19 protein-coding genes are annotated in these 19910 nt (G+C 64.5%); 12 read left to right on the forward strand and 7 right to left on the reverse strand.

Annotated elements, in window-relative coordinates:
• The first annotated feature begins 203 nt into the window (after positions 1-203).
• Positions 204-500: a hypothetical protein gene (locus tag QCE69_RS27425; RefSeq protein ID WP_309925055.1), complete on the forward strand. Its 297-nt coding sequence runs from the start codon at positions 204-206 to the stop codon at positions 498-500.
• Here the strand turns inward: QCE69_RS27425 and QCE69_RS27430 are convergent.
• Entirely contained in the window at positions 492-809 is a 318-nt protein-coding gene (locus tag QCE69_RS27430) for an HNH endonuclease signature motif containing protein (RefSeq protein ID WP_309934046.1), read from the reverse strand. The genes QCE69_RS27425 and QCE69_RS27430 overlap by 9 nt on opposite strands.
• Before the next feature lie 159 nt (positions 810-968).
• Here QCE69_RS27430 and QCE69_RS27435 point away from each other — a divergent pair, with 159 nt between their 5' ends.
• Positions 969-1271, forward strand: a complete 303-nt coding sequence (locus QCE69_RS27435) for a hypothetical protein (protein ID WP_309817900.1) — start codon at positions 969-971, stop codon at positions 1269-1271.
• Positions 1272-1275: 4 nt separating this feature from the next.
• Here QCE69_RS27435 and QCE69_RS27440 read toward each other — a convergent pair whose 3' ends face one another.
• Positions 1276-2475, reverse strand: coding sequence for a nitronate monooxygenase family protein (locus tag QCE69_RS27440; RefSeq protein ID WP_309934048.1), 1200 nt, complete (start codon positions 2473-2475; stop codon positions 1276-1278).
• Positions 2476-2812: 337 nt separating this feature from the next.
• Here QCE69_RS27440 and cyoA point away from each other — a divergent pair, with 337 nt between their 5' ends.
• The 4 genes from cyoA to cyoD are packed head-to-tail and all read left to right on the forward strand — an operon-like array spanning position 2813 to position 6651.
• A complete protein-coding gene (cyoA, locus tag QCE69_RS27445; protein WP_309925060.1) occupies positions 2813-3700 on the forward strand; it encodes a ubiquinol oxidase subunit II in 888 nt (295 codons plus the stop codon).
• A 3-nt stretch (positions 3701-3703) separates the two neighbouring features.
• Positions 3704-5710: a cytochrome o ubiquinol oxidase subunit I gene (gene cyoB, locus QCE69_RS27450; RefSeq protein ID WP_309934050.1), complete on the forward strand. Its 2007-nt coding sequence runs from the start codon at positions 3704-3706 to the stop codon at positions 5708-5710.
• Positions 5711-6319, forward strand: coding sequence for a cytochrome o ubiquinol oxidase subunit III (gene cyoC / locus QCE69_RS27455; RefSeq protein ID WP_309925064.1), 609 nt, complete (start codon positions 5711-5713; stop codon positions 6317-6319). It begins immediately after the preceding gene.
• Positions 6319-6651, forward strand: coding sequence for a cytochrome o ubiquinol oxidase subunit IV (cyoD, locus tag QCE69_RS27460; RefSeq protein WP_309934052.1), 333 nt, complete (start codon positions 6319-6321; stop codon positions 6649-6651). The genes cyoC and cyoD overlap by 1 nt, the downstream gene beginning before the upstream one ends.
• Positions 6652-6699: 48 nt before the next feature.
• Here cyoD and QCE69_RS27465 read toward each other — a convergent pair whose 3' ends face one another.
• From QCE69_RS27465 to QCE69_RS27475, 3 genes are read right to left on the reverse strand one after another with little or no spacing between them, the layout of a single operon-like run.
• Positions 6700-6978: a winged helix-turn-helix transcriptional regulator gene (locus QCE69_RS27465; protein ID WP_309934055.1), complete on the reverse strand. Its 279-nt coding sequence runs from the start codon at positions 6976-6978 to the stop codon at positions 6700-6702.
• Positions 6979-6993: 15 nt separating this feature from the next.
• The gene (gene ilvB, locus QCE69_RS27470; protein ID WP_309934057.1) at positions 6994-8856 is read right to left on the reverse strand and encodes a biosynthetic-type acetolactate synthase large subunit; all 1863 of its coding nucleotides are present in this window, start codon (positions 8854-8856) and stop codon (positions 6994-6996) included.
• 7 nt (positions 8857-8863) lie between these two features.
• Entirely contained in the window at positions 8864-11662 is a 2799-nt protein-coding gene (locus QCE69_RS27475) for a 2-oxoglutarate dehydrogenase E1 component (protein ID WP_309934059.1), read from the reverse strand.
• Between the two features lie 323 nt (positions 11663-11985).
• On the opposite strand from QCE69_RS27475, the gene QCE69_RS27480 reads away from it, so the two are divergent.
• Positions 11986-13026 (forward strand): GlxA family transcriptional regulator, encoded by a 1041-nt coding sequence (locus QCE69_RS27480; protein WP_309934062.1) that lies wholly within the window; start codon positions 11986-11988, stop codon positions 13024-13026.
• A 2-nt stretch (positions 13027-13028) separates the two neighbouring features.
• Complete coding sequence (mug, locus tag QCE69_RS27485) at positions 13029-13541, forward strand: G/U mismatch-specific DNA glycosylase (protein ID WP_404987447.1); 513 nt, start codon at positions 13029-13031, stop codon at positions 13539-13541.
• 11 nt (positions 13542-13552) lie between these two features.
• On the opposite strand, the gene QCE69_RS27490 is transcribed toward mug, so the two are convergent.
• Entirely contained in the window at positions 13553-14482 is a 930-nt protein-coding gene (locus QCE69_RS27490; protein ID WP_309925077.1) for a LysR family transcriptional regulator, read from the reverse strand.
• A 271-nt stretch (positions 14483-14753) separates the two neighbouring features.
• On the opposite strand from QCE69_RS27490, the gene QCE69_RS27495 reads away from it, so the two are divergent.
• The 4 genes from QCE69_RS27495 to QCE69_RS27510 are packed head-to-tail and all read left to right on the forward strand — an operon-like array spanning position 14754 to position 19614.
• Positions 14754-15425 carry an antibiotic biosynthesis monooxygenase gene (locus QCE69_RS27495; RefSeq protein ID WP_309925080.1) on the forward strand — a complete coding sequence of 224 codons (672 nt, stop codon included), beginning with the start codon at positions 14754-14756 and terminating at the stop codon, positions 15423-15425.
• A complete protein-coding gene (locus QCE69_RS27500; RefSeq protein WP_309934064.1) occupies positions 15422-16984 on the forward strand; it encodes an MFS transporter in 1563 nt (520 codons plus the stop codon). The genes QCE69_RS27495 and QCE69_RS27500 overlap by 4 nt, the downstream gene beginning before the upstream one ends.
• A gap of 12 nt (positions 16985-16996) precedes the next feature.
• Positions 16997-18079: an HlyD family secretion protein gene (locus QCE69_RS27505; RefSeq protein WP_309934066.1), complete on the forward strand. Its 1083-nt coding sequence runs from the start codon at positions 16997-16999 to the stop codon at positions 18077-18079.
• The gene (locus QCE69_RS27510) at positions 18076-19614 is read left to right on the forward strand and encodes an efflux transporter outer membrane subunit (protein ID WP_309925087.1); all 1539 of its coding nucleotides are present in this window, start codon (positions 18076-18078) and stop codon (positions 19612-19614) included. Before QCE69_RS27505 ends, QCE69_RS27510 begins: the two co-directional genes overlap by 4 nt.
• A gap of 66 nt (positions 19615-19680) precedes the next feature.
• On the opposite strand, the gene QCE69_RS27515 is transcribed toward QCE69_RS27510, so the two are convergent.
• Positions 19681-19881 carry a copper chaperone gene (locus QCE69_RS27515; RefSeq protein ID WP_309925089.1) on the reverse strand — a complete coding sequence of 67 codons (201 nt, stop codon included), beginning with the start codon at positions 19879-19881 and terminating at the stop codon, positions 19681-19683.
• Positions 19882-19910: the final 29 nt, after the last annotated feature.

A 19910-nucleotide genomic window follows, 5' to 3' on the forward strand; every position in this document is an offset into this window, starting at 1 on the left:
GGGGAATTTCTGCCGGGACGGTTGGACATTCGCGGCGCCGCTGGAGAATCCGGCAATCGCGCCCCCGGGTCCGATCCCTGCTAAGGCGGGACTGGCCGTTTTCGCACGTTGCGGTTCAGAGTGGTCTGCAACGCGAAAGAAGGCGCGCCGGGCAATGACAAAGCAACGCGACAAAGCAACGCACAGAGAGAGACCAAGAGACCATGAAAGCGAAGGCCATCACGGCGAGCATCGACATGCCGGGCGGCGCGGTGAGCGCCGAATTCCACATCGATACCGGGCGGCTCAGGATTTTCGAGCGCGGCCTGTTGCGTGTCGAACTGTTTCAGCCGCACTCGTGGTTCGCGGTGGCGTCGGTGGCGGGCAACAGCCGCTGGGGCACGCGTCCTTGCGAAGCGGATCTGAAGCTGGTCGTCGAGAGCTTCATCCTGCAACGCTTCGGCATGGCGGCTTACCGGCGCGAGACGCCGTGCGTGCGCGAGGTGCCGGTGTCAGCGTGAACGTGAACGCCGCGTGCGCTGATAGAAGCTGTCCGGCTTGGTCTTCACCCACTCGACAAACCCGCGCACCGCTTCGTGCGCGAGCAGCGCCTCGACGGTCGAATAACGCTGCGCCAGTTCCTTCTCCGTGAAGAGCGCATGCAATTGTCGATGACAGATCCGATGCAGGACGGCGGTCTGCCTGCCGCCTTGCGACTTCGGCACGAGATGATGCAGGTCGCGTTCGGCGGGCGGCACCAAGCGCCCGCACAGCGCGCAGACTTCTTCCTGTGGCGGGCGATACCACGGTTCAGGCAAGCGTCTGGCCATGACGTGACACCCAGCGATCGGTTTGCATGGATCGAGTCTACGCTTCGATGCCTGTTCCTGCGTCCGGCCGTTTTAATTTGCGCGCGCCCGTGGCACCATGAAGACGCTGTGCATTGTTCACTGTTCACCGTCCACGCAGTGCCTGAGCCGGGAGAAGCCATGGAAGTGACCATCAGCGAATTGACGGGCATGCTCGCAGAACTCGAACGCGAAGATCCGGTCGACTACGGCGATCTTCCCTTTGCAGAACCCGAACTGCGCAGCCTCGTGATGACCGCGCTCGTGGACAAGCATCGGAAGCTCCAGTCCAGCGGACTCAATCCCGGCGACGTCAATCTCACCTACATGCTCACCACCGCGCTGCTCGTGCTGGAAAACCTCGTGCTGCATACGCGGTTGTTGCTGCTTCAGGGACAGCGCATCGACGTGAATGCGCTGTTGCGCAAGTATTCGGGCGGCTGACGGCTCAGCAGCCTGCGGGCGTGGCCTGGGTCGCGCCCGTCAGCAGCACCTCGATCAGATCGCGCACGCTGCGAATCGCCGCGCCGAACGGCAGCCGTTCCCTGCCGCGAAAGAACAGCCCGTTGCCCACGTCGCCGCGCAGCGCCGCAGCCAGACGCGTATCGATGCAGAAGTGCCCGAATTTCTCGATGCCGTCGCGCAGGCCGCACGCGCTCAGGCAGTCGAGCGCCGTCGGACAGGCTTGCGGGCGCGTGCCGATCTTCGCCCGGATGCGCTCTTCGTTGCGCAGATAGCGCATGAGCCACGGCGTCTTCACGGCCCGCGCGGGCAGCCCGGTGACGCTGACGAATTCGACGATATCCTCCGGCCGCGCCTCCGCCAGCACGCGCTTGAAGGCCGGATGCGCATCGCCTTCCTCGGTGACCGCGAACGGCGTGCCGAGCTGCACCCCGTTCGCGCCCGCGCCGAGCCATTGACGCACGGCTTCGTGTCCGTCGATACCGCCCGCGACGATCACCGGCACGTCCGCACGCGCCAGCCCGAGCGCGGCGAACGATGCATCCAGTTCCGCCAGCACGCGCTCGAAGCCGAAGCGTTCGTCGTGCATGTCGTCGAGCGCCGCCACGCCCAGATGTCCGCCCGCGTGCGCCGGATGCTCGATCACGACGGCATCGGGCAGCCTGCCCTTCTTCATCCACTTCCGAAGCACGAGCGTAACGCCACGGCTATCGGAAAGAATGGGGATCAGCGCGATGTCATGACCTTGCGTGAGATCGGGCAAGTCGAGCGGCAGACCCGCGCCCATCACGATGGCGTCCGCGCCGTGCTCGCAGGCAGTACGCACATAGTCGGCATGGGCGCTGACGGCCTTCATCACGTTCACCGCGAGCATGCCGCGCCCTTCCGACACGACGCGCGCCGCCTCGATCTCGCGTCCCAGCGCGATCAGGTTGGCGCGTTCCAGCGTGGCGCGCGACGGGTCCGCGCGGCACATCGCGAGCAGGTCTTCATGGTGATGACGCAAGTCGATGCTCGCGATCGTGCCCATTGCGCCCTCGCGCGCCACGCTGCCCGCGAGCCGATGCGCCGAGATGCCGACGCCCATGCCGCCCTGCACGATCGGCAGCAGCCTGCGGCCGCGTATCACGAGCGGGGCGAACGAATGAACATGAGAGGTCGAGGCGGAGTCGGGATGCAGGTTCATGACGAGGCAATGGCGGCAAGATGCTGCGGATCGTAGCCGCGCGGTCTTCGTCACGACAAGCCCGCGCCGGACACATCTCTTGACGTTCATCAGAGGCACGGCGCCTCGGCCAAATATTTTTATTACACCTGCGCGCATCGCGACGCGTTGTAGACTCGCCGCTGTTTCGCGAAACGCCTTGAAGATCCGCGACACCCTGTCGCATCCCATTGATCTGAAACAAAATTTCAACCATTCGCGTCATCACGGGCGACCGTCGGTGGCATGATCCTGACGCGGCGCAATGCCGTTCAACGGCGTTCCTCCAACGCCTCGATCATCGAAACAAGCGAATGCAATGAATGACACTACTCAACGTTCCGCTGTACCCGCGCTGACGGCGTTGATGCTCGCCGCCGGCCTCTCGGGATGCAAGCTGGAAGTCCTCGATTCCAAAGGCGCAATCGGCGTGGCCGAGTCCTCGCTGATCGCCACCGCGACCTACGCGATGCTGCTCGTCGTGATCCCGGTGATCCTGCTCACGCTGTTCGTCGCCTGGCGTTATCGCGCGTCGAACACGAAGGCCACGTATGCGCCGAAGTGGGCGCACTCCACGGCCATCGAAGTGGTCGTGTGGGCCATTCCCGCGCTCATCATCCTGTATCTCGGCATCCTCACGTGGAAGACCACGCACGAGCTCGACCCGTACAAGCCGTTGAACTCGCAGGTCAAGCCGATCAACGTCGAAGTGGTCGCGCTCGACTGGAAATGGCTCTTCATCTATCCGGACCTGGGCGTGGCCTCGGTGAACCAGCTGGCGTTTCCGGTGGGCACGCCGGTGAACTTCCGCATCACGTCGGATTCGGTGATGAACTCGTTCTTCATCCCGCAACTGGGCAGCCAGATCTACGCGATGGCCGGCATGCAGACGCGCCTGCATTTGCAAGCCGACCACGCCGGCGACTACGCAGGCATCTCGGCCAACTACAGCGGCGCGGGCTTCTCCGACATGAAGTTCCGCGCACTCGCCCTGTCTCCCGCCGACTTCGACGCGTGGCTGAACAAGGTCAAAACCGCGCCCGAGACGCTCAGCATGGATGTCTATGCAGGCGTCGCGCGTCCGAGCGAGAAGGTGGCGGTGCGTTACTTCTCCACCGTCGATCCGCGGCTCTTCAACAACATCGTCGCCAAGTACAACGACGGCCGTTTCGACGTGAACGGCAACTACTGCGTAACCAAGGGGTAAGCCATGTTCGGCAAATTAACGCTCGAGGCGGTTCCGTACCACGAGCCCATCATCATGGGGGCGACCGTCTTCATGGCGATCGCGGCGCTCGGCACGGCCGGCCTCATCACCCGGCTCGGCAAGTGGGGCTGGCTGTGGCGCGAGTATCTGACTTCGGTCGATCACAAGCGCATCGGCGTCATGTATCTGGTCGTGGCCGGGCTGATGCTCGTGCGCGGCTTCGCGGACGCCGTCATGATGCGCATCCAGCAGGCCATCGCGCTCGATTCGCCGGGCTACCTGCCACCGCATCATTACGACCAGATCTTCACCGCGCACGGCACCATCATGATCTTCTTCATGGCCATGGCGCTGCTGGTCGCGTTCTTCAACCTGATCGTGCCCTTGCAGATCGGCGCGCGCGACGTGGCCTTTCCGTTCATCAACTCGCTGTCGTTCTGGATGACGGCCGTGGCGGCCATCCTGATCAACCTGTCGCTGTTCGTCGGCGAGTTCTCGGCCACTGGCTGGCTCGCCTATCCGCCGTTGTCGGAGACGCAGTTCAGTCCGGGCGTCGGCGTGGATTACTACATCTGGGCGTTGCAGCTGTCGGGCGTCGGCACGCTGCTGACCGGCGTGAACTTCTTCGTGACCATCGTGAAGATGCGCGCGCCCGGCCTGACGTGGATGAAGCTGCCCGTCTTCACGTGGACCGCGTTCTGCGCGAACGTGCTGATCATGGCGACGTTCCCGATCCTGACCGTCGCGCTCGCGCTGCTCGGCCTCGACCGCTATGCAGGCATGCACTTCTTCACGAACGACGGCGGCGGCAACCCGATGGTCTACCTGAACCTGATCTGGGCCTGGGGGCATCCGGAGGTCTACATCCTGGTTCTGCCGGCGTTCGGGATCTATTCGGAAGTGGTCGCGACGTTCTCGAAGAAGCCCTTGTTCGGCTATCGCATGATGGTGTACGCCACCTGCTGCATCATGGTGCTGTCGTTCCTCGTGTGGCTGCATCACTTCTTCACGATGGGCTCGGGCGCGAACGTCAATGCCTTCTTTGGCATCATGACCATGATCATCTCCATTCCCACCGGCGTGAAGATCTTCAACTGGATCTTCACGATGTACCGCGGCCGCGTGCAGATGACCTCGCAGATCATGTGGACCATCGGCTTCATCGTGACCTTCACGCTGGGCGGGATGACGGGCGTGATGCTCGCGATTCCCGGCGCGGACTTCGTGCTGCACAACAGCCTGTTCCTGATCGCGCACTTCCATAACGCGATCATCGGCGGCGTGGTGTTCGGCTACTTCGCGGGCGTGTCGTACTGGTGGCCGAAGGTCTTCGGCTTCAAGCTCGACGAGAAGCTCGGCAAGAAGGCCTTCTGGTGCTGGTTCGTGGGCTTCTTCGTGGCTTTCGTGCCCATCTACATTCTCGGCTTCATGGGCGCGACGCGCCGCCTGAATCACTACGACAACCCCGCCTGGCAGCCTTACTTCACGGTGGCGGCGATCGGCGTGGGCATCATCGCGCTGGGCGTGGTGTTCCAGGTCGCGCAGATCGTCGTCAGTGTCTTGCGCCGCAATCAGCCCGCCTATCGCGACGTCACCGGCGACCCCTGGGATGGCCGCACGCTCGAATGGACCATGAGTTCGCCGCCGCCCGCGTACAACTTCGCGCGCGTTCCGGCAGTGCGCGCGCTGGACGACTTCGCCCATGCGAAGGAAACCCGACGCGTCGATACCCGTCCGTACGCCGACATCCACATGCCGTCGAACACGAGCGCGGGCTTGTTCATTGGCCTCTTCTCGCTGATGTTCGGCTTTGCGGCGGTCTGGCAGATCGCCTGGCTGGCGGCGGCGGGCCTCGTGGGCGCGGTGGCGATTGTGATCGGCTACAGCTTCCGCGACAACGCCGGCTTCATCATTCCGGCGGCCACGGTCAGGTCGATCGAAGAACCGAACGCGCCGCGACCGCCCGTCAAGGCCGGCGCGGAACGGGAACTGGAAATGGAGGTGCTGTAAATGTCGCAATCGACACTGTCCGCGCACGGCGCGCACGACCACGGGCACGAACATCAGTCGCACTCGGTGTTCGGCTTCTGGGCTTACCTGATGACCGATTGCGTGCTGTTCGCGTCGCTCTTCGCTACCTTCGCGATGTTCGCGATGCAGACCGTGGGCGGGCCTACCGGCAAGGACCTGTTCAACCTGCGCGACGTGGCGCTCGAAACCAGCCTGCTCCTGACGAGCAGCCTGACTTTCGGTTTCGCGATGATCGCCGCGATGCGCCAGCGCACCGGCGCGGTGCTCGGCTGGCTGTTCGTCACGTTCGCGCTCGGCGCGGGTTTCCTGTGGCTTGAGCTTAACGAGTTCGCGCACCTCGTCGCGGAAGGCGCGGGGCCGCAGCGCAGCGCGTTCTGGTCGGCGTTCTTTACGCTCGTCGGCACGCATGGCCTGCACGTGACGGTCGGCTTGCTCTGGCTGGTGGTGCTCGTGATTCAGATGGTGGGCAAGCGCAAGCTGAGCGAACGCGACCTGCGCCGGCTCGCCTGCCTGAGTCTCTTCTGGCACTTCCTGGACATCGTCTGGATCTGCGTGTTTTCCTTCGTCTATCTCGGGAGCATCGTCTGATGGCTCATTCGCACGGCAATTCAAGCGATTTCCCGCACGTCACCGCGCGCGGGTATCTGATCGGCTTCGCGCTGGCGGTCGTGCTGACCGTGGCGTCGTTCTGGGCCGCGACGTCAGGCACGTTCAGCGGGGAGAAGGCGATCGTCATGCTGGCGGTGCTGGCCGCCGCTCAGGTCATCGTGCATGTGGTGTTCTTCCTGCACGTGAATGCGTCGACGGGGCAACGCTGGCATGCGTTGTCCTTTGCCTACACCATTCTGATGTCGCTGATCCTGATCGTCGGCACAGTGTGGGTACTGCATAACGTGCATGCGTTGATGATGGCGCGTTGATTCAGCGCACGACAGCGTTTTCCGAGACATTGTCCCGGAAATCGCTGTTCACAAACCGCTCCGCAACTCCGCGATAAACGCCCCGATCACCTCCTCGTTGCGCGACACGATGATGAACTGGCCCACGTGCCGCGCCACGAGCAACCCGGCCTCGATCATCGCGGCAACATGCGCGGAAATGGTCGACTGCGACAGACCGCTGCGCGCCTGAATCGCGTTGATTGGCAGGCCGCTGCCGAACGCGCCTTCCGGCTCCTTCAGCCACGTCAGAATCTCGCGCCGCACCGGACTGGCGAGCGCCTTGTGGATCAGATCCGCATTCATCATGTCCCTCGCTCCGCGTCAGAACATGTCGCTGGGAGCGCCAGCCGCGATGCTCCCGGAACGCGCCTCCGGATCCGAGCGCGACGGAATGAACGGGCCCGTAATCATGGCTTCATAGGTCTGCCCTGGACCGACCATCGGAAACACATCGGCATTTTCGTCGATCATCACTTCGAGGAACGCGGGACCGTCGAAGGTCACGAAGGCTCTGAGCCTGTCTTCCAATTCATCCTCCCGCTCGACGCGACACGCAAACTCGAAGCCATCCGCCTGCGCCGCCAGCACGAAGTCCTTGCGATGCAGCGCCTTGTCGCTCACGGACATTCGACCGTCGTAGAACAGGCGTTGCCACTGTCGGATCATGCCGTCGCCGCGATTGTTGAGCAGCAGCACCTTCACCGGCACGCCATAAGTACTCGCCGTCTCCAGTTCGCCCATGTTCATGCGGATGCTGCCGTCGCCGTCGATATCGATCACCAGCGCGTCCGGCCGCGCAAACTGGGCGCCGATGGCAGCAGGCAGGCCGAAGCCCATCGTCCCCATGCTGCCCGAGGTGAGGAAACTGCGCGGCTTGACGAAGTCGAAGAACTGCGCAGCCCACATCTGATGCTGCCCGACACCCGTGCTGAAGATCGCGCGCCCGCCCGTGATCTCGCCGAGCATTTCGATCACGCGCTGCGGCTGGAGCGCCGGATTGCTCCTGTCGTAGTTCATGCCGTGCTCGCGCCGCAGCGCATCAACGTGCGCGGCCCAGGCGGACGCCGGACGCGTAGCCGGACCGCCCGACATGAGGGCCAGCAGCGCATCCTTCGCGTCGCCGACGTGACTCCATTCCACGCGCCTGACCTTGTTGATCTCGGCTTCATCGATATCGATATGCGCGACTGCATGCGCCTTCGACGCGAATGCTTCCGGCCGCCCACCCGCCACGCGGTCATCGAAACGCGCGCCCACGGCGATCAGGAAATCGCAGTCCTCGACCGCATAGTTGGCGCACGCCGCACCGTGCATGCCGAGCATGCCGAGGTTCAGCTCATGGCGCGCCGGCAGGTTTCCGAGGCCCATCAACGTGGTGACGACAGGAATGCGGTAACGCTCGGCGAACTGGCGCAGTTCGGCGCTCGCACCCGACGCGATGACGCCGCCGCCCGCATACAACAGCGGCCGCTGGCTGCGCGCGAGAAGCGCGAAGAACGCGGCGCGCTTTTCATCGTCGAGCCGCGCGCCCTTCGCGACCAGCCGAAGCCGGTCCGAATAGCCGCGATAGTGCAAGGTGCCGTGTCCGCGCCAGGCGCCCTTCCAGTTCTGCACGTCCTTCGGCACGTCGATCACGACGGGCCCGGGTCTGCCCGTGCGCGCAATTTCGAAGGCCGTCCGCAGGGTTTCTTCCAGCTTCGCCGGATCGGTGACGAGGAAGACCTGCTTCGCACACGCCGACATGATGTTGAACACCGGCGCTTCCTGAAACGCGTCCGTGCCGATGGCCGCGCGCGGCACCTGTCCGCAGATCAGCACGACGGGCACGGAGTCGCCGTTGCAATCGGCGATCGGTGTGACGGCGTTGGTCGCGCCCGGCCCGGACGTCACCATGAAGACGCCCACCTTCCCGCTGGCCCGTGCATAGCCCGCGGCCATGAAGCCGGCGGCCTGTTCGTTGGCGGGCACGACGAGCTTGATCTGCCGCTCGGGTTGGTCCGCATGCGTTTCGTTGAAGCGAAACACCGCGTCATAGGTCGGAAGGATCGCGCCGCCGCTGTAGCCGAACAAGGTATCGACACCTTCCTCGGCGAGCACGCGCAGGATGATGTCGGCGCCTGATATGAGTTCGCCGTCGCCTTGCACGGGCTCGATCGGGCGCTTCACTGCTGGATTACGAGTCATGTCAGTCTCACTTCGTGAATGCGTGGGTCAGCGCATCCGCTTGTCTTGCCACGTGCGTGGCGTGATGCCCCGGCGCGGTCGATGCCGACGCGTCCGGCCCGACATACGACAGTGCAGCGCCCGAAGGCAGAAGCTCGCGCAACTGCGGCTCGGCATAGCTCCATGCGCCCTGATTGCGCGCTTCTTCCTGACACCAGATCACGCGCTTCACGTTCGGGTAACGCGCAAGCTGCGCGGCGATCGCTGCGGCTGGAAACGGATACAGCTGTTCGACGCGTATCACGCGTGCATCGTCGATGCCGTGCTTGCGGCGATAATCGATCAGGTCGTAGTAGAACTTTCCCGACGTCACGATGACGCGTTCGACCTGTGCGTCATGCGCTGCATCGGCATGGGCGTGGGCGTCAGGCAGCACTTCCCGGAACGCGCCTTGCGACAACTCATCCAGCGTGCTCACGGCTTCCGCATGCCTGAGCAGCGACTTGGGCGTCATCACGACCAGCGGCCTGGCGTCGAACGCAAGCGCCTGCATGCGCAGCAGATGGAACAACTGCGCGGGGGTCGTCGGCTGAACTACGCGCATGTTGTCCTGTGCGCTCAGTTGCAGGTAGCGTTCGAGCCGCGCCGATGCATGCTCCGGCCCGGCGCCATCCTGACCATGCGGCAGGAACAGCGTCAGTCGGCTGCGTTGCCCCCACTTCGCCGCGGCCGCCGCGATGAACTGATCAATCACCACCTGCGCGCCGTTCGCGAAGTCGCCGAACTGCGCTTCCCAGATCACGAGCGCATCGCGCTTCACCGTCGAGTAGCCGTATTCGAACGCAAGCACGGCCGCCTCGGACAGGATGCTGTTCGTTACCGTGAAGCGGCCTTGCACGTCGTGCACGTGATCAAGCGGAATGAACACGCCATCGGCGCGTTGCGTGCGCTTCTGGTTATGCAGCACCGCATGCCGATGATTGAACGTACCGCGCGCGCTGTCCTGCCCGCTCAGGCGCACGTCGATCCCCTTTCCGAGCAGCGACGCGAAGGCAAGATGCTCTCCCATGCCCCAGTCGACGCCCTTCTTGCCGCTCGCCATGTCACGCCGCGCGGCCATCATCTTGTTGACGAGCGGATGAAGCTCGTAACCCTCCGGCACGCTGGCGATGCGCCGTGCCCAGACGCCCACTAGCTCTCGCGTCGGGGCCTGGTAGCGGTCGAGCTTGCCCACGCCCGCTTCAGCTTCAACAGGAAGCGAATCGCCGCCACGCGCGCCGTCGAACGACGCGCGCTGCGCATCGACATAGGCATCGACCTGCTCGGGCGTCATCACGTGTTGCCGGATCAGCGTCTGCGCATAGAGCGTCCGCACGCCCGGATGCGCGGCGATCGCGCGATACATCAGCGGCTGCGTGATGGCCGGCGTGTCCTGTTCCTGATGCCCATGCTTGCGGAAACACACGAGATCGATCACGACACTGCGCCTGAACTGCGTCCGATAGTCGAGCGCAAGATGCACGGCCAGCGCCACAGCTTCGGGATCGTCGCCGTTGACGTGAAGCACCGGCGCCTCGATCATCTTGACGATATCCGTCGCGTAGAACGACGAACGCGTATCACGCGGATCGGACGTCGTGAAGCCGATCTGATTGTTCACCACGACATGCACCGTTCCGCCCGTGCCGTGGCCGCGCGTGTAAGACAGGCTCAAGGTTTCCATCACCACGCCTTGTCCCGACATCGCCGCGTCGCCGTGGATTTCCACCGGCAGCACGCTGCCGGTGTGGTTCGGGCCGAGTGCGTCGGCCTTGGCGCGCGCCATGCCCTGCACCACCGGATTGACGATCTCCAGATGCGACGGATTGAACGCCAGCACGACTTCCACCGGACCCTGCGCGGTTTGCGTCACGGTGCTGTAACCCTTGTGATACTTGACGTCGCCTTCGGGGAGCGGGTCCGCGTGCTTGCCGTCGAATTCATCGAACAACGCATGCACGGGCTTGCCCGCGATGTTCACCAGCACGTTCAGCCGTCCGCGATGCGCCATGCCCATGACGACCGAATGCACGTTCTTCGCGGCGCCATAGCGGACGAGTTCGTCGAGCAAGACGATCAGCGCTTCGCCGCCTTCCAGCGAGAAGCGCTTCTGTCCGACGAACTGCGTGTGCAGATACTTTTCGAGTCCTTCCGCCGCGGTGAGGCGTTCGAGAAAGCGGTGTTTCTCCTCGCGCGAAAACGAGGGCGCGGCGCGCGACGATTCGAGCCGCATCTGCCACCAACGCCGCTCGTTGGCATCGGAAAGATGCATGAACTCCGCGCCCAGCGTGCCCGTATAGGTTTGCTCCAGCGCCGTCACGATCTCGGCGAGGGTCGCGTCTTCGTCGAAGAAGTACGTGTCCGCGGTGCTGAAGCGCGTGGACATGTCGGCCGCCGTGAGACCGTAGTATGCAGGCGTGAGCTCCGGCAGCGCGCGCTGCGGCTCCCGTCGCAACGGGTCGAGACTGGCGCGGCGCGTCCCGATGGTCCGGAACGCAGTGACCAGCGATTGCACGGCCACCTGTTTCCGCGCGAGCGCGCCGTCGGCTTGCACGGCAACCGGCTGCGGATGCCGCGCGAGTTCGACGAAGCCGGAAACGACCGGCGCATGCGGTTCGTCATCGCGGTCGCTGCCGTCGACGGCGGGCGTTTCGCGCAAAGCGTCGAAATAGCCGCGCCATTCGTCCGTCACCGAGGCCGGCTCGGCAAGATAGCGTTCATACTGCTCTTCCACGTAAGGCGCGTTGGCGCCGAACAGGAACGAGTTCTGGCGTTGTTCGATCAACATGATGAAGTTCCTTCTTGCCTCATACGGCGTGGGGGCGCTCAAGCCGCTGCACGCCGTGGTTCATCGGAGACAGACCTGTCTACCTCATGAGATGAAGTCTAGTCAGCCGCGTCGTCAAGAGGACGCGCTTCTGGCGCCGTGGCGGGCCAAACGGCGTCGAATTCGGGCCACGCCGGCGCGAGCGCCTTGCGGAAGGCATGAAACGCGCTTGTTACACGGACGCAAAAGTCATTTACCGGACAAGGTGTCACTCGCGCGCGAGGGCTGGGATAGAGTGGGGCAATCGGTCTCAGTTGATCGCTTTTCCTCAAGAAGGTCAGGGCATGAAAGTCGCCATAGTTCTGTTCGACGGTGTGCAGGCACTCGACGTTGCCGGCCCGCTCGACGTGTTCGCGGAAGCCAATACGCATCTCCCCGCGGACCAGCAATATGAAGTCTCGCTGGTCGGACGCGAGGCGGGCCTGGTCACCTGTTCCAATGGCATGCAACTGGTCGTGCCGGTCGGCTATCTCGACTCGGATGTCCAATACGACCTGTTGCTCGTGGCCGGCGGCCCGCAGCTGCCCGACTGGAATCCGCCTGCCGACTTCCTCGCCTGGCTGCGCAGGCAGGCGCGGGGCGCGGCCCGCTTCGGCGCCGTGTGTAACGGCGCTTTCGTGCTGGGCCATGCCGGCCTGCTCGACGGCAAGCAGGTCACCACGCATTGGGCCGACGCGGGACGCCTCGCCCGAACCTTCCCGCAAGCGCGCGTGCAGCAGGACAAGATCTTCATGCGCGACGAACAGCTCTTCACATCGGCGGGTGTGTCGGCGGGCATCGACCTGTGTCTTGCGCTGGTCGCCGAAGACTGGGGCCACGAACACGCGATGCGCGTGGCGCGGCGCCTCGTCGTCTATATCCAGCGCGAAGGCGGACAGTCGCAGTACAGCCCGTATCTCGCCGAGGTCACGGAGGAAGCGCCGATCATCGCCAGGGTGCATCGTTATGTGACCGAGCATATCGCCGATGCGCTTTCCATCGAGCAACTGGCCAACGCGGTATCGGTGAGCCGCCGGACTTTTTCCCGCGTGTTCGCCCGGTATGCGCAGGTCACGCCTTCGGCGTTTGTTGAACAGGTGCGCGTCGATACCGCGAGAAAGCGTCTCGAATCGAGCGACGCACCCCTCAAGACCATCGCGTTCGAATGCGGCTTCCATAGCGCGACGCACATGCGCACCACCTTCGCCCGTCGTCTGAACGTCACGCCGAAGCAGTATCGTGCGCGCTTCCGGGACGCGCCCATGGCTCAGCACATATCGGCCCGTTCCAATGTGACCGGCTCGGTCTCGTTGCCCGAACTGGAAGAACTGGCGGAGGCCGCATAAGCTTGCCAACGATCCAGCCGCTCCCGGACATACTCGAACCCGGACTGAACGTCGTGTTCTGCGGCATCAATCCGGGCATGCTCGCCGCAGCGACGGGACAGCACTTCGCCGGCCGGGGCAACCGCTTCTGGCGCACGCTTCATCTCGCCGGCTTCACGCCCGAGTTGCTGCGCCCCGAAGACGGGCGCGCGATCCTTCAATACGGATACGGACTCACGACCGCTGTCGAGCGCCCGACTGCGCGTGCAGACGGTTTGTCGCGCGCCGAGATCGCAAGTGCGGCGGCATCGTTCGAACTGAAGATGCGCAGCCTCGCTCCCCGAACCATCGCGTTCCTCGGCAAGATGGCGCTGTCCGCCATGACCGGTCAGCGTGATATCTCGTGGGGCTCGCAACAGCACGGTATCGGCGGCGCACGCGTCTGGGTGCTGCCCAATCCCAGCGGCCTGAATCGCGCATTCAGCCTCGATGCGCTCGTGCGCGCCTATCGCGAGCTGCGTCTCGCCGTGGAATAGCCGAGGGACGTTCAGCGTCGCGCGGCCATCGTCCTGGCCACGCATTGCAGATGCGCGTTGCCGCGCAACTCGTCGGTCACGAATTCGAGGAACGCGCGAATCTTTCCGCTCGCGCCCCGGCGCTCCACATGCAGCAGACTCACCGGCACCGGATCGGGCTCGAAGGCCGACAGGACCGGTGCCAGCGTATGGCCGAGCACTTCCGGCGCCGCCTGATAGGAAAAGAGTTGCGTGATGCCCACGCCGTCGCTGGCAGCAGCGATGGCGGCGGGCGCGAGATCGACGATCATGCGCGGCTGGAGACGCACCGGCAGGCGTGCGCCGCGCTCGGCGAACACCCATTCCAGAGGATGCGTCACACCGGTATAGGACACGCAGTCGTGCTGCGTCAGTTCGCGCGGATGCAGCGGTTCTCCGCGCTCCTTCAGATAAGCAGGCGACGCATAAGTCCTGCGCCTCACGAAACCGAGCGGCACGGCAAACGTCGTCGAGTCGCCGAGATGTCCGATGCGAATCGCGACATCGACGCCTTCTTCCAGCAGCCGCGTCGTGCGGTCGACATACACCGCGTTGATGGTGATGTCCGGATAGCGCTTCGCAAACGCGTTGATCAGCGGCGCCACGAAGCGCTGGCCGAACAGCACGGGTGCCGACACGGTCAACGTGCCGACCGGCCTGACGTGCCACGCACCGAGGCGCGCTTCCGCATCCGCGAGGGCATCGAGCACCTGGCGGCATGCATCGAGGTAGTCGATGCCCGCATCGGTGGGACGCACCGAGCGCGTCGTGCGCGCGAGCAGTTGCGCGCCGGTGCGCGCCTCGAGTGAATTCAGCGCCCGCGATACCGCGGCCGTCGACAACCCCAACCGCTCCGACGCACTGGTAAAGCCACCGCTATCCACGATGGCGACAAAGACTTCCATCTCACGCAACCTGTCCATTTCATTTCCTACGCCGCGAACATCCGCTTCTGAATTCTAGGCGGCGATGCACGACGCGTGAGCGCCCTTGCAGCGCGTTGGCCTGATTCAAGAACGGATTGGCCTATGGAGAGCACAGGACGTGAGCGGATCTTCGACGCCGGTCGCCCTGGCCCGAGCCGCACACTCATTGTCCCGATTCCGGCGCAGCCCGGACTTCAACCACGCAAGTTGCTCGCCGACAATTCAACCACCCCTAAGCACATCGCAACGGAACCAAGGAAGAGCCGTCATGTTCTCTGCAATGCTGGAAGTCAATCCCTATCGCGATCAGTTCGACGCCTATCTCGGCATGGCGAACATGCTGCGCCCCGAACTGCAGAAGATCGACGGCTTCGTCGACAACACGCGTTACGCAAGCCTCACGCGCGAGGGCTGGCTGCTGTCGCTGTCTAGTTGGCGCGATGAAAAGGCGCTGGTGCGCTGGCGCACGACGAGCCGCCATCACAAGATCCAGGAAGCGGCGCGCGACCGGGTGTTCGAGGACTATCGGCTGCGCATCGGCCAGACGGTCGCGGACTCGCAGATTCCGGACGGACACGTTCTGCTCGAACAACGTCTGGATGTGACCGAGGTCGGCGCGAAGGCAGTGACGCTGCACGATGCAAGCCGCAAGCCGGACTGGGTCAAGGAAGCCGGTGCGCAGGCGGTCGCGGCATCGCTGGGCCTGGATATCGCCGCGCCCGGTCTCATCACATGGGATGTCTTCGATGCGCTGCTCACGCCGGGCGATGTCATCGCGATAGCAACATGGCGCGACCAGGCCGCCGCCGATGCCTACGCACGCGAAGCCGCGCTCCCGAGCGACGTTCGCTCCCGCCAGATTCGCGTGATTCGTGAATACGGCATGTTCGACCGCCGCGAGGCGCCGCAATACTTCGAAGAGGCGCATCGAAAGGCATGAGCACGGCAGAGCTTTCCATCGCCGCCGCACAGCCGCATGCAAAAAGCGCCGCGCTCTCGCTTCGTCTCGCCACGGGGCTGGCCGGCATGCTGCTCGCGTCCCTGCTGGCGATCCTGAACGAACAGGTCACGGCGATCGCCATGATTGACGTTCAGGGCGCGCTGTCCATCGGTCACGACGACGGCACATGGCTCACCACGCTCTTCGAAGCGGCCAACGTTGCCACGATGGTTTTCGCGCCCTGGTTCGGCATGACCTTCACGCTCAAGCGCTTCACGATCGGCGCGGTGCTGGCCACGATGTTCTTCGGCGTGCTGTGTCCGTTCGCACCGAACCTGGCTTCGTTGTACGCGTTGCGCGTGTTGCAGGGGATTGCGGGCGGCTGTCTGCCGCCGATGCTGATCATCGTCGCGCTGCGCTATCTGCCGCCGAAGGTCAAGCTGTACGGCCTCGCCGGCTATGCGATGACGGCGACCTTCGGTCCGGCACTGGGCACCCCGCTCGCCGCGCTGTGGACCGAGTACGTCAACTGGAAGATGGCGTTCTGGCAGATCGTCCCGCTGGGCGCGCTCGCGTGCACGGCAATCCAGTACGGCCTTCCCGCCGATACACTGAAACTCGACCGTCTGCGCGCCTTCAACTGGACCGGCTTCCTCACCGGCGCCCCCGCCGTTGCGATGCTCGTAACGGGTCTGCTGCAAGGCGAGCGGCTGGACTGGTTCGAATCGGATGTGATCTGCGCGATGTTCATCGGCGGCGGTGCGCTGCTTGCCGTGTTCCTCGTGAACGAATGGTTTCATCCGCTTCCGTTCTTCAAGCTCCAGCTTCTGTCGCGCCGGAACTTCATGCACGGTCTTTCGACGCTCGCCGGCGCGGTGATCCTGCTGGTCGGCGTCGCCGCGATCCCGGGGCAGTACCTCGCGCGCATCCATGCTTACCGGCCGCTGCAAACCGCGCCGCTTTCCCTGCTGGTGGCGTTGCCGCTGCTGGTCGCGTTGCCGTTGACGGCGGCGGTGCTGAACATGAAGCGGGTCGATTCCCGCTGGGTCATGGCGACCGGACTCACGCTGATGGCCGCAACCTGCCTGATGGGCAGCTCGATGACCTCCGAATGGATCCGCGACAACTTCTACCTGCTGCAAGCCTTGCAGATCGCCGCGCAGCCCATGCTGATCCTCGCCATCCTGATGGGCGTCACCACCGGCCTGCCGCCGACGGAAGGCCCGTTCGCCTCGGCCATGTTCAACTCGCTGAAGACCTTCTCCGCCGCCCTGGCGACCGCGCTCATCGAAGGGCTCGGCACCGCGCGCGAACACTATCACTCGAACGTGCTGGTGGATCAGATCGGCAATCGTTCGCTGGTCGCGAATCAGGGCCTCGATGCCGCCGGCGGCCTCGGCGCACTCGCGCATCGCGTGCATGAGCAGGCGCAGGTGCTGACGTCCGCCGATCTTTATCGCGTCATGGCCTGCATTGCCATTGCGTTGCTGTTACTCATTCCGGTGTTACCCGTGCGCATCTATCCGCCGTGGAGCGCGACACCGCCCTCTCCACGCTAAGGGACGTCTGTCATGTCATCCTCAACCCTTTCCCAAACCCGTTCCCGTTCCGTTCGTATCGCCGTGCCGGTGGTTGCGCTCGCGGTTGTCGCAGGCCTGGGCTTCCGGCTGTCGTCTGATTCAAACACCGAATCCACCAACGATGCCTATGTGCAGGCCGATTTCACCCTCGTCGCGCCGCGTATCGCCGGTCAGATCGCCGATGTCCTGGTGCAGGACAATCAGACCGTCAAGGCGGGGCAACTGCTGCTGCGTATCGACGACCGTGATTTCCACGCCGCCCTGATGAGCGCCCAGGCGGATGTCGTCGCGGCCCACGCCGCCGTTGCGAACTTCGATGCCGAAATCGCGCGGCATCCCTCGCTGGTCGACCAGGCGCGCGCCACGCTGCGCTCCGATGATGCCGCCATCGACTTCGCGCGCGCCAATGCCTCGCGCTATCAGAGCCTTTCGGAAAACGGCGCGGGCACGACGCAGGAACAGCAGCGCGCATCGAGCACGCTGGCGCAGCAACTCGCGCAACAGGCCCGCGACCGCGCCGCGCTCAGCACGACCGAGCAGAATCTCGCCGTACTGCATTCGCAGCGCGACAAGGCAGCCGGTGCGCTCGCGCGTGCCGAAGCCGCGCTGGAACAGGCCACGCTGAACCTGTCGTACACGGAGATCCACGCGCCCGTCGATGGCAAGGTGGGACGCCGCTCGGCGCGCGTCGGCGCGTTCGTGACGCCCGGCGCGCCGGTGCTGGCCATCGTGCCGTTGCGGGACGCCTATGTCGTCGCCAACTTCCAGGAGAACCAGATCGCGCGGATGCGGCCCGGCGAGAGCGTGCGCATCAAGGTGGACAGCGTTCCGGGCCGCGTCATCACGGGCCATGTGGAGAGCCTTGCGCCCGCGACCGGCGTGAGCTTCGCGCCCATCGCGCCCGACAACGCCACCGGCAACTTCACGAAGATCGTCCAGCGGGTGCCGGTCAGGATCGCGATCGATCGTCCGCAGGAAGCCGCCGATGCGTTGAGCGTGGGCTTGTCGGTGGAAGCGGAGGTGTCGGTGGGCAGGCAGCGTGAAGCGCTCGCTCTTGGAGGTGACGCCAGATGAACCCGAATGACATGCCGCTGCGCACGCTGGCGCTCGCCGTCCTTGCAAGCTTCGTGATAACAGGATGCACGGTTGGCCCTGATTTCGAAGCGCCGAAAACCACTACACCTGACGTGTTGGAACGAACGCACAACGCACAGGCCCCAAGCAAGCCCGTGCAGGCCGACTTCAATCCCGACTGGTGGACGCTGTTCGACGACCCGGTGCTGAACGCACTGCAACAGCGTCTCGCCGATGCCAACCTCGACGTGGCCGCGGCATCCGCGCGCTTGCGGCAGAGTCGCGCCGCACAGCGCGTGGCCGGCGCGGCCGCGCTGCCGACCCTCGATGGCGCGGCGTCTTACAACCGCGAGCGCGGCAGCGAGACCGGCGTGCTGTCGCTGCTGGGCGTCACGCCGACGCAAACCCAGCCGCAATCGGCATCGGGCAGCGCGCCGCTCGGCGTGGCGGGCATGCCCGGGTCGAAAGGCTCGCCTGCCTACGATCTCTATCAGGCAGGTTTCGATGCATCGTGGGAACTCGACATCTGGGGCCGCGTGCGGCGCGGCGTCGAAGCGGCGGGTGCGTTGTCGGAGGCGTCGTTCGAGGACCGCAATGCCATCCTGCTGTCGGCGCGCGCGGAACTGGCGCGCGATTACATCGACTTGCGCGACACCGAGTCGCTGCTCGACATTGCCCGGCAGAATCTGAACATTGCCCGCGATGCAGTCAGGCTCACGCAGATCCGGGTGCGCGAGGGCGTCACGACGGACCTCGATGTCGCCAATGCATCGGCGCAGATGGAGACCATCGAAAGCCTGATTCCGACGCTCGAAGCACGGCGCGATACCACCATCAACGCAATCGGCGTACTGCTCGGCGAACAGCCCGGCGCCTTGCGCGACGTACTCGCCGAAGCGCGGGACTTGCCGAAGCTGCCTGAACAGGTGCCGGTCGGCTTTCCGTCGGAACTTGCGCGACGGCGTCCGGACATCAGGAAGGCCGAGGCGCAACTGCATGCGGCGACCGCTTCCATCGGCATGGCGAAAGCGGACTTCTATCCGCGCATTTCGCTCAATGGCAGCGCGGGTTTCCAGAGCCTGCAACTCTCCAGTCTCGCCGATTGGGCGTCGGGACAATTTGTTGTCGGGCCGTCGATCACGTTTCCGATCTTCGAGGGCGGACGGCTCAAAGGCACCTTGCAATTGCGCGAAGCGCAACAGGCGGAAGCCGCAATCGTCTTCAAGCGCACCGTGCTCGAAGCCTGGCGCGAAGTGGACGATGCACTACTGGTCTACGATGCCGAGCAGCGCCGGCGCGAACGGCTCGCGTCCGTGGTGAGCCTCAACCAGCGCGCGCTTTCTGTGGCGGAGCAGCGTTACAAGGCCGGCGCGCTCGACTATCTCGACGTGCTCAACGTGCAGAAGCAATTGCTGGACGCGCAGAGCAATCTGGAACGCAGCAAGGCGACGGCCGCCGAGAATCTGATCACGCTGTGCAAGTCGCTGGGCGGCGGGTGGGAAACGACTTACGATCATCGTTTCGCCAGTCGTTGAGGGATCTGGCACGCCGCGCGTGCCATCCTTGTTGCTTCGTGCGCCCGGGCGGATCGCACCGCCACGCTACGCCTCAAGAATCTTCACGTCATAGTCTTCGTCCACAAACGCGACGATGAACTCCTCCGGCATCAGCCACGAATCGACGCTGACCGTCTTCGCGCCGATATCGACCTGGACCTGCGCGTCGGCATCGACGGTACGCATCGCGCGTTCGAGTGCGGCGATGTCTTCGGAATGGATCTCCTGCTTGACCGAGAATTTCATGATGTTGCTCCAGTGTTGGAAGGATCAGT

The organism is Caballeronia sp. LZ032 (assembly GCF_031451315.1).
Lineage (GTDB): Bacteria > Pseudomonadota > Gammaproteobacteria > Burkholderiales > Burkholderiaceae > Caballeronia.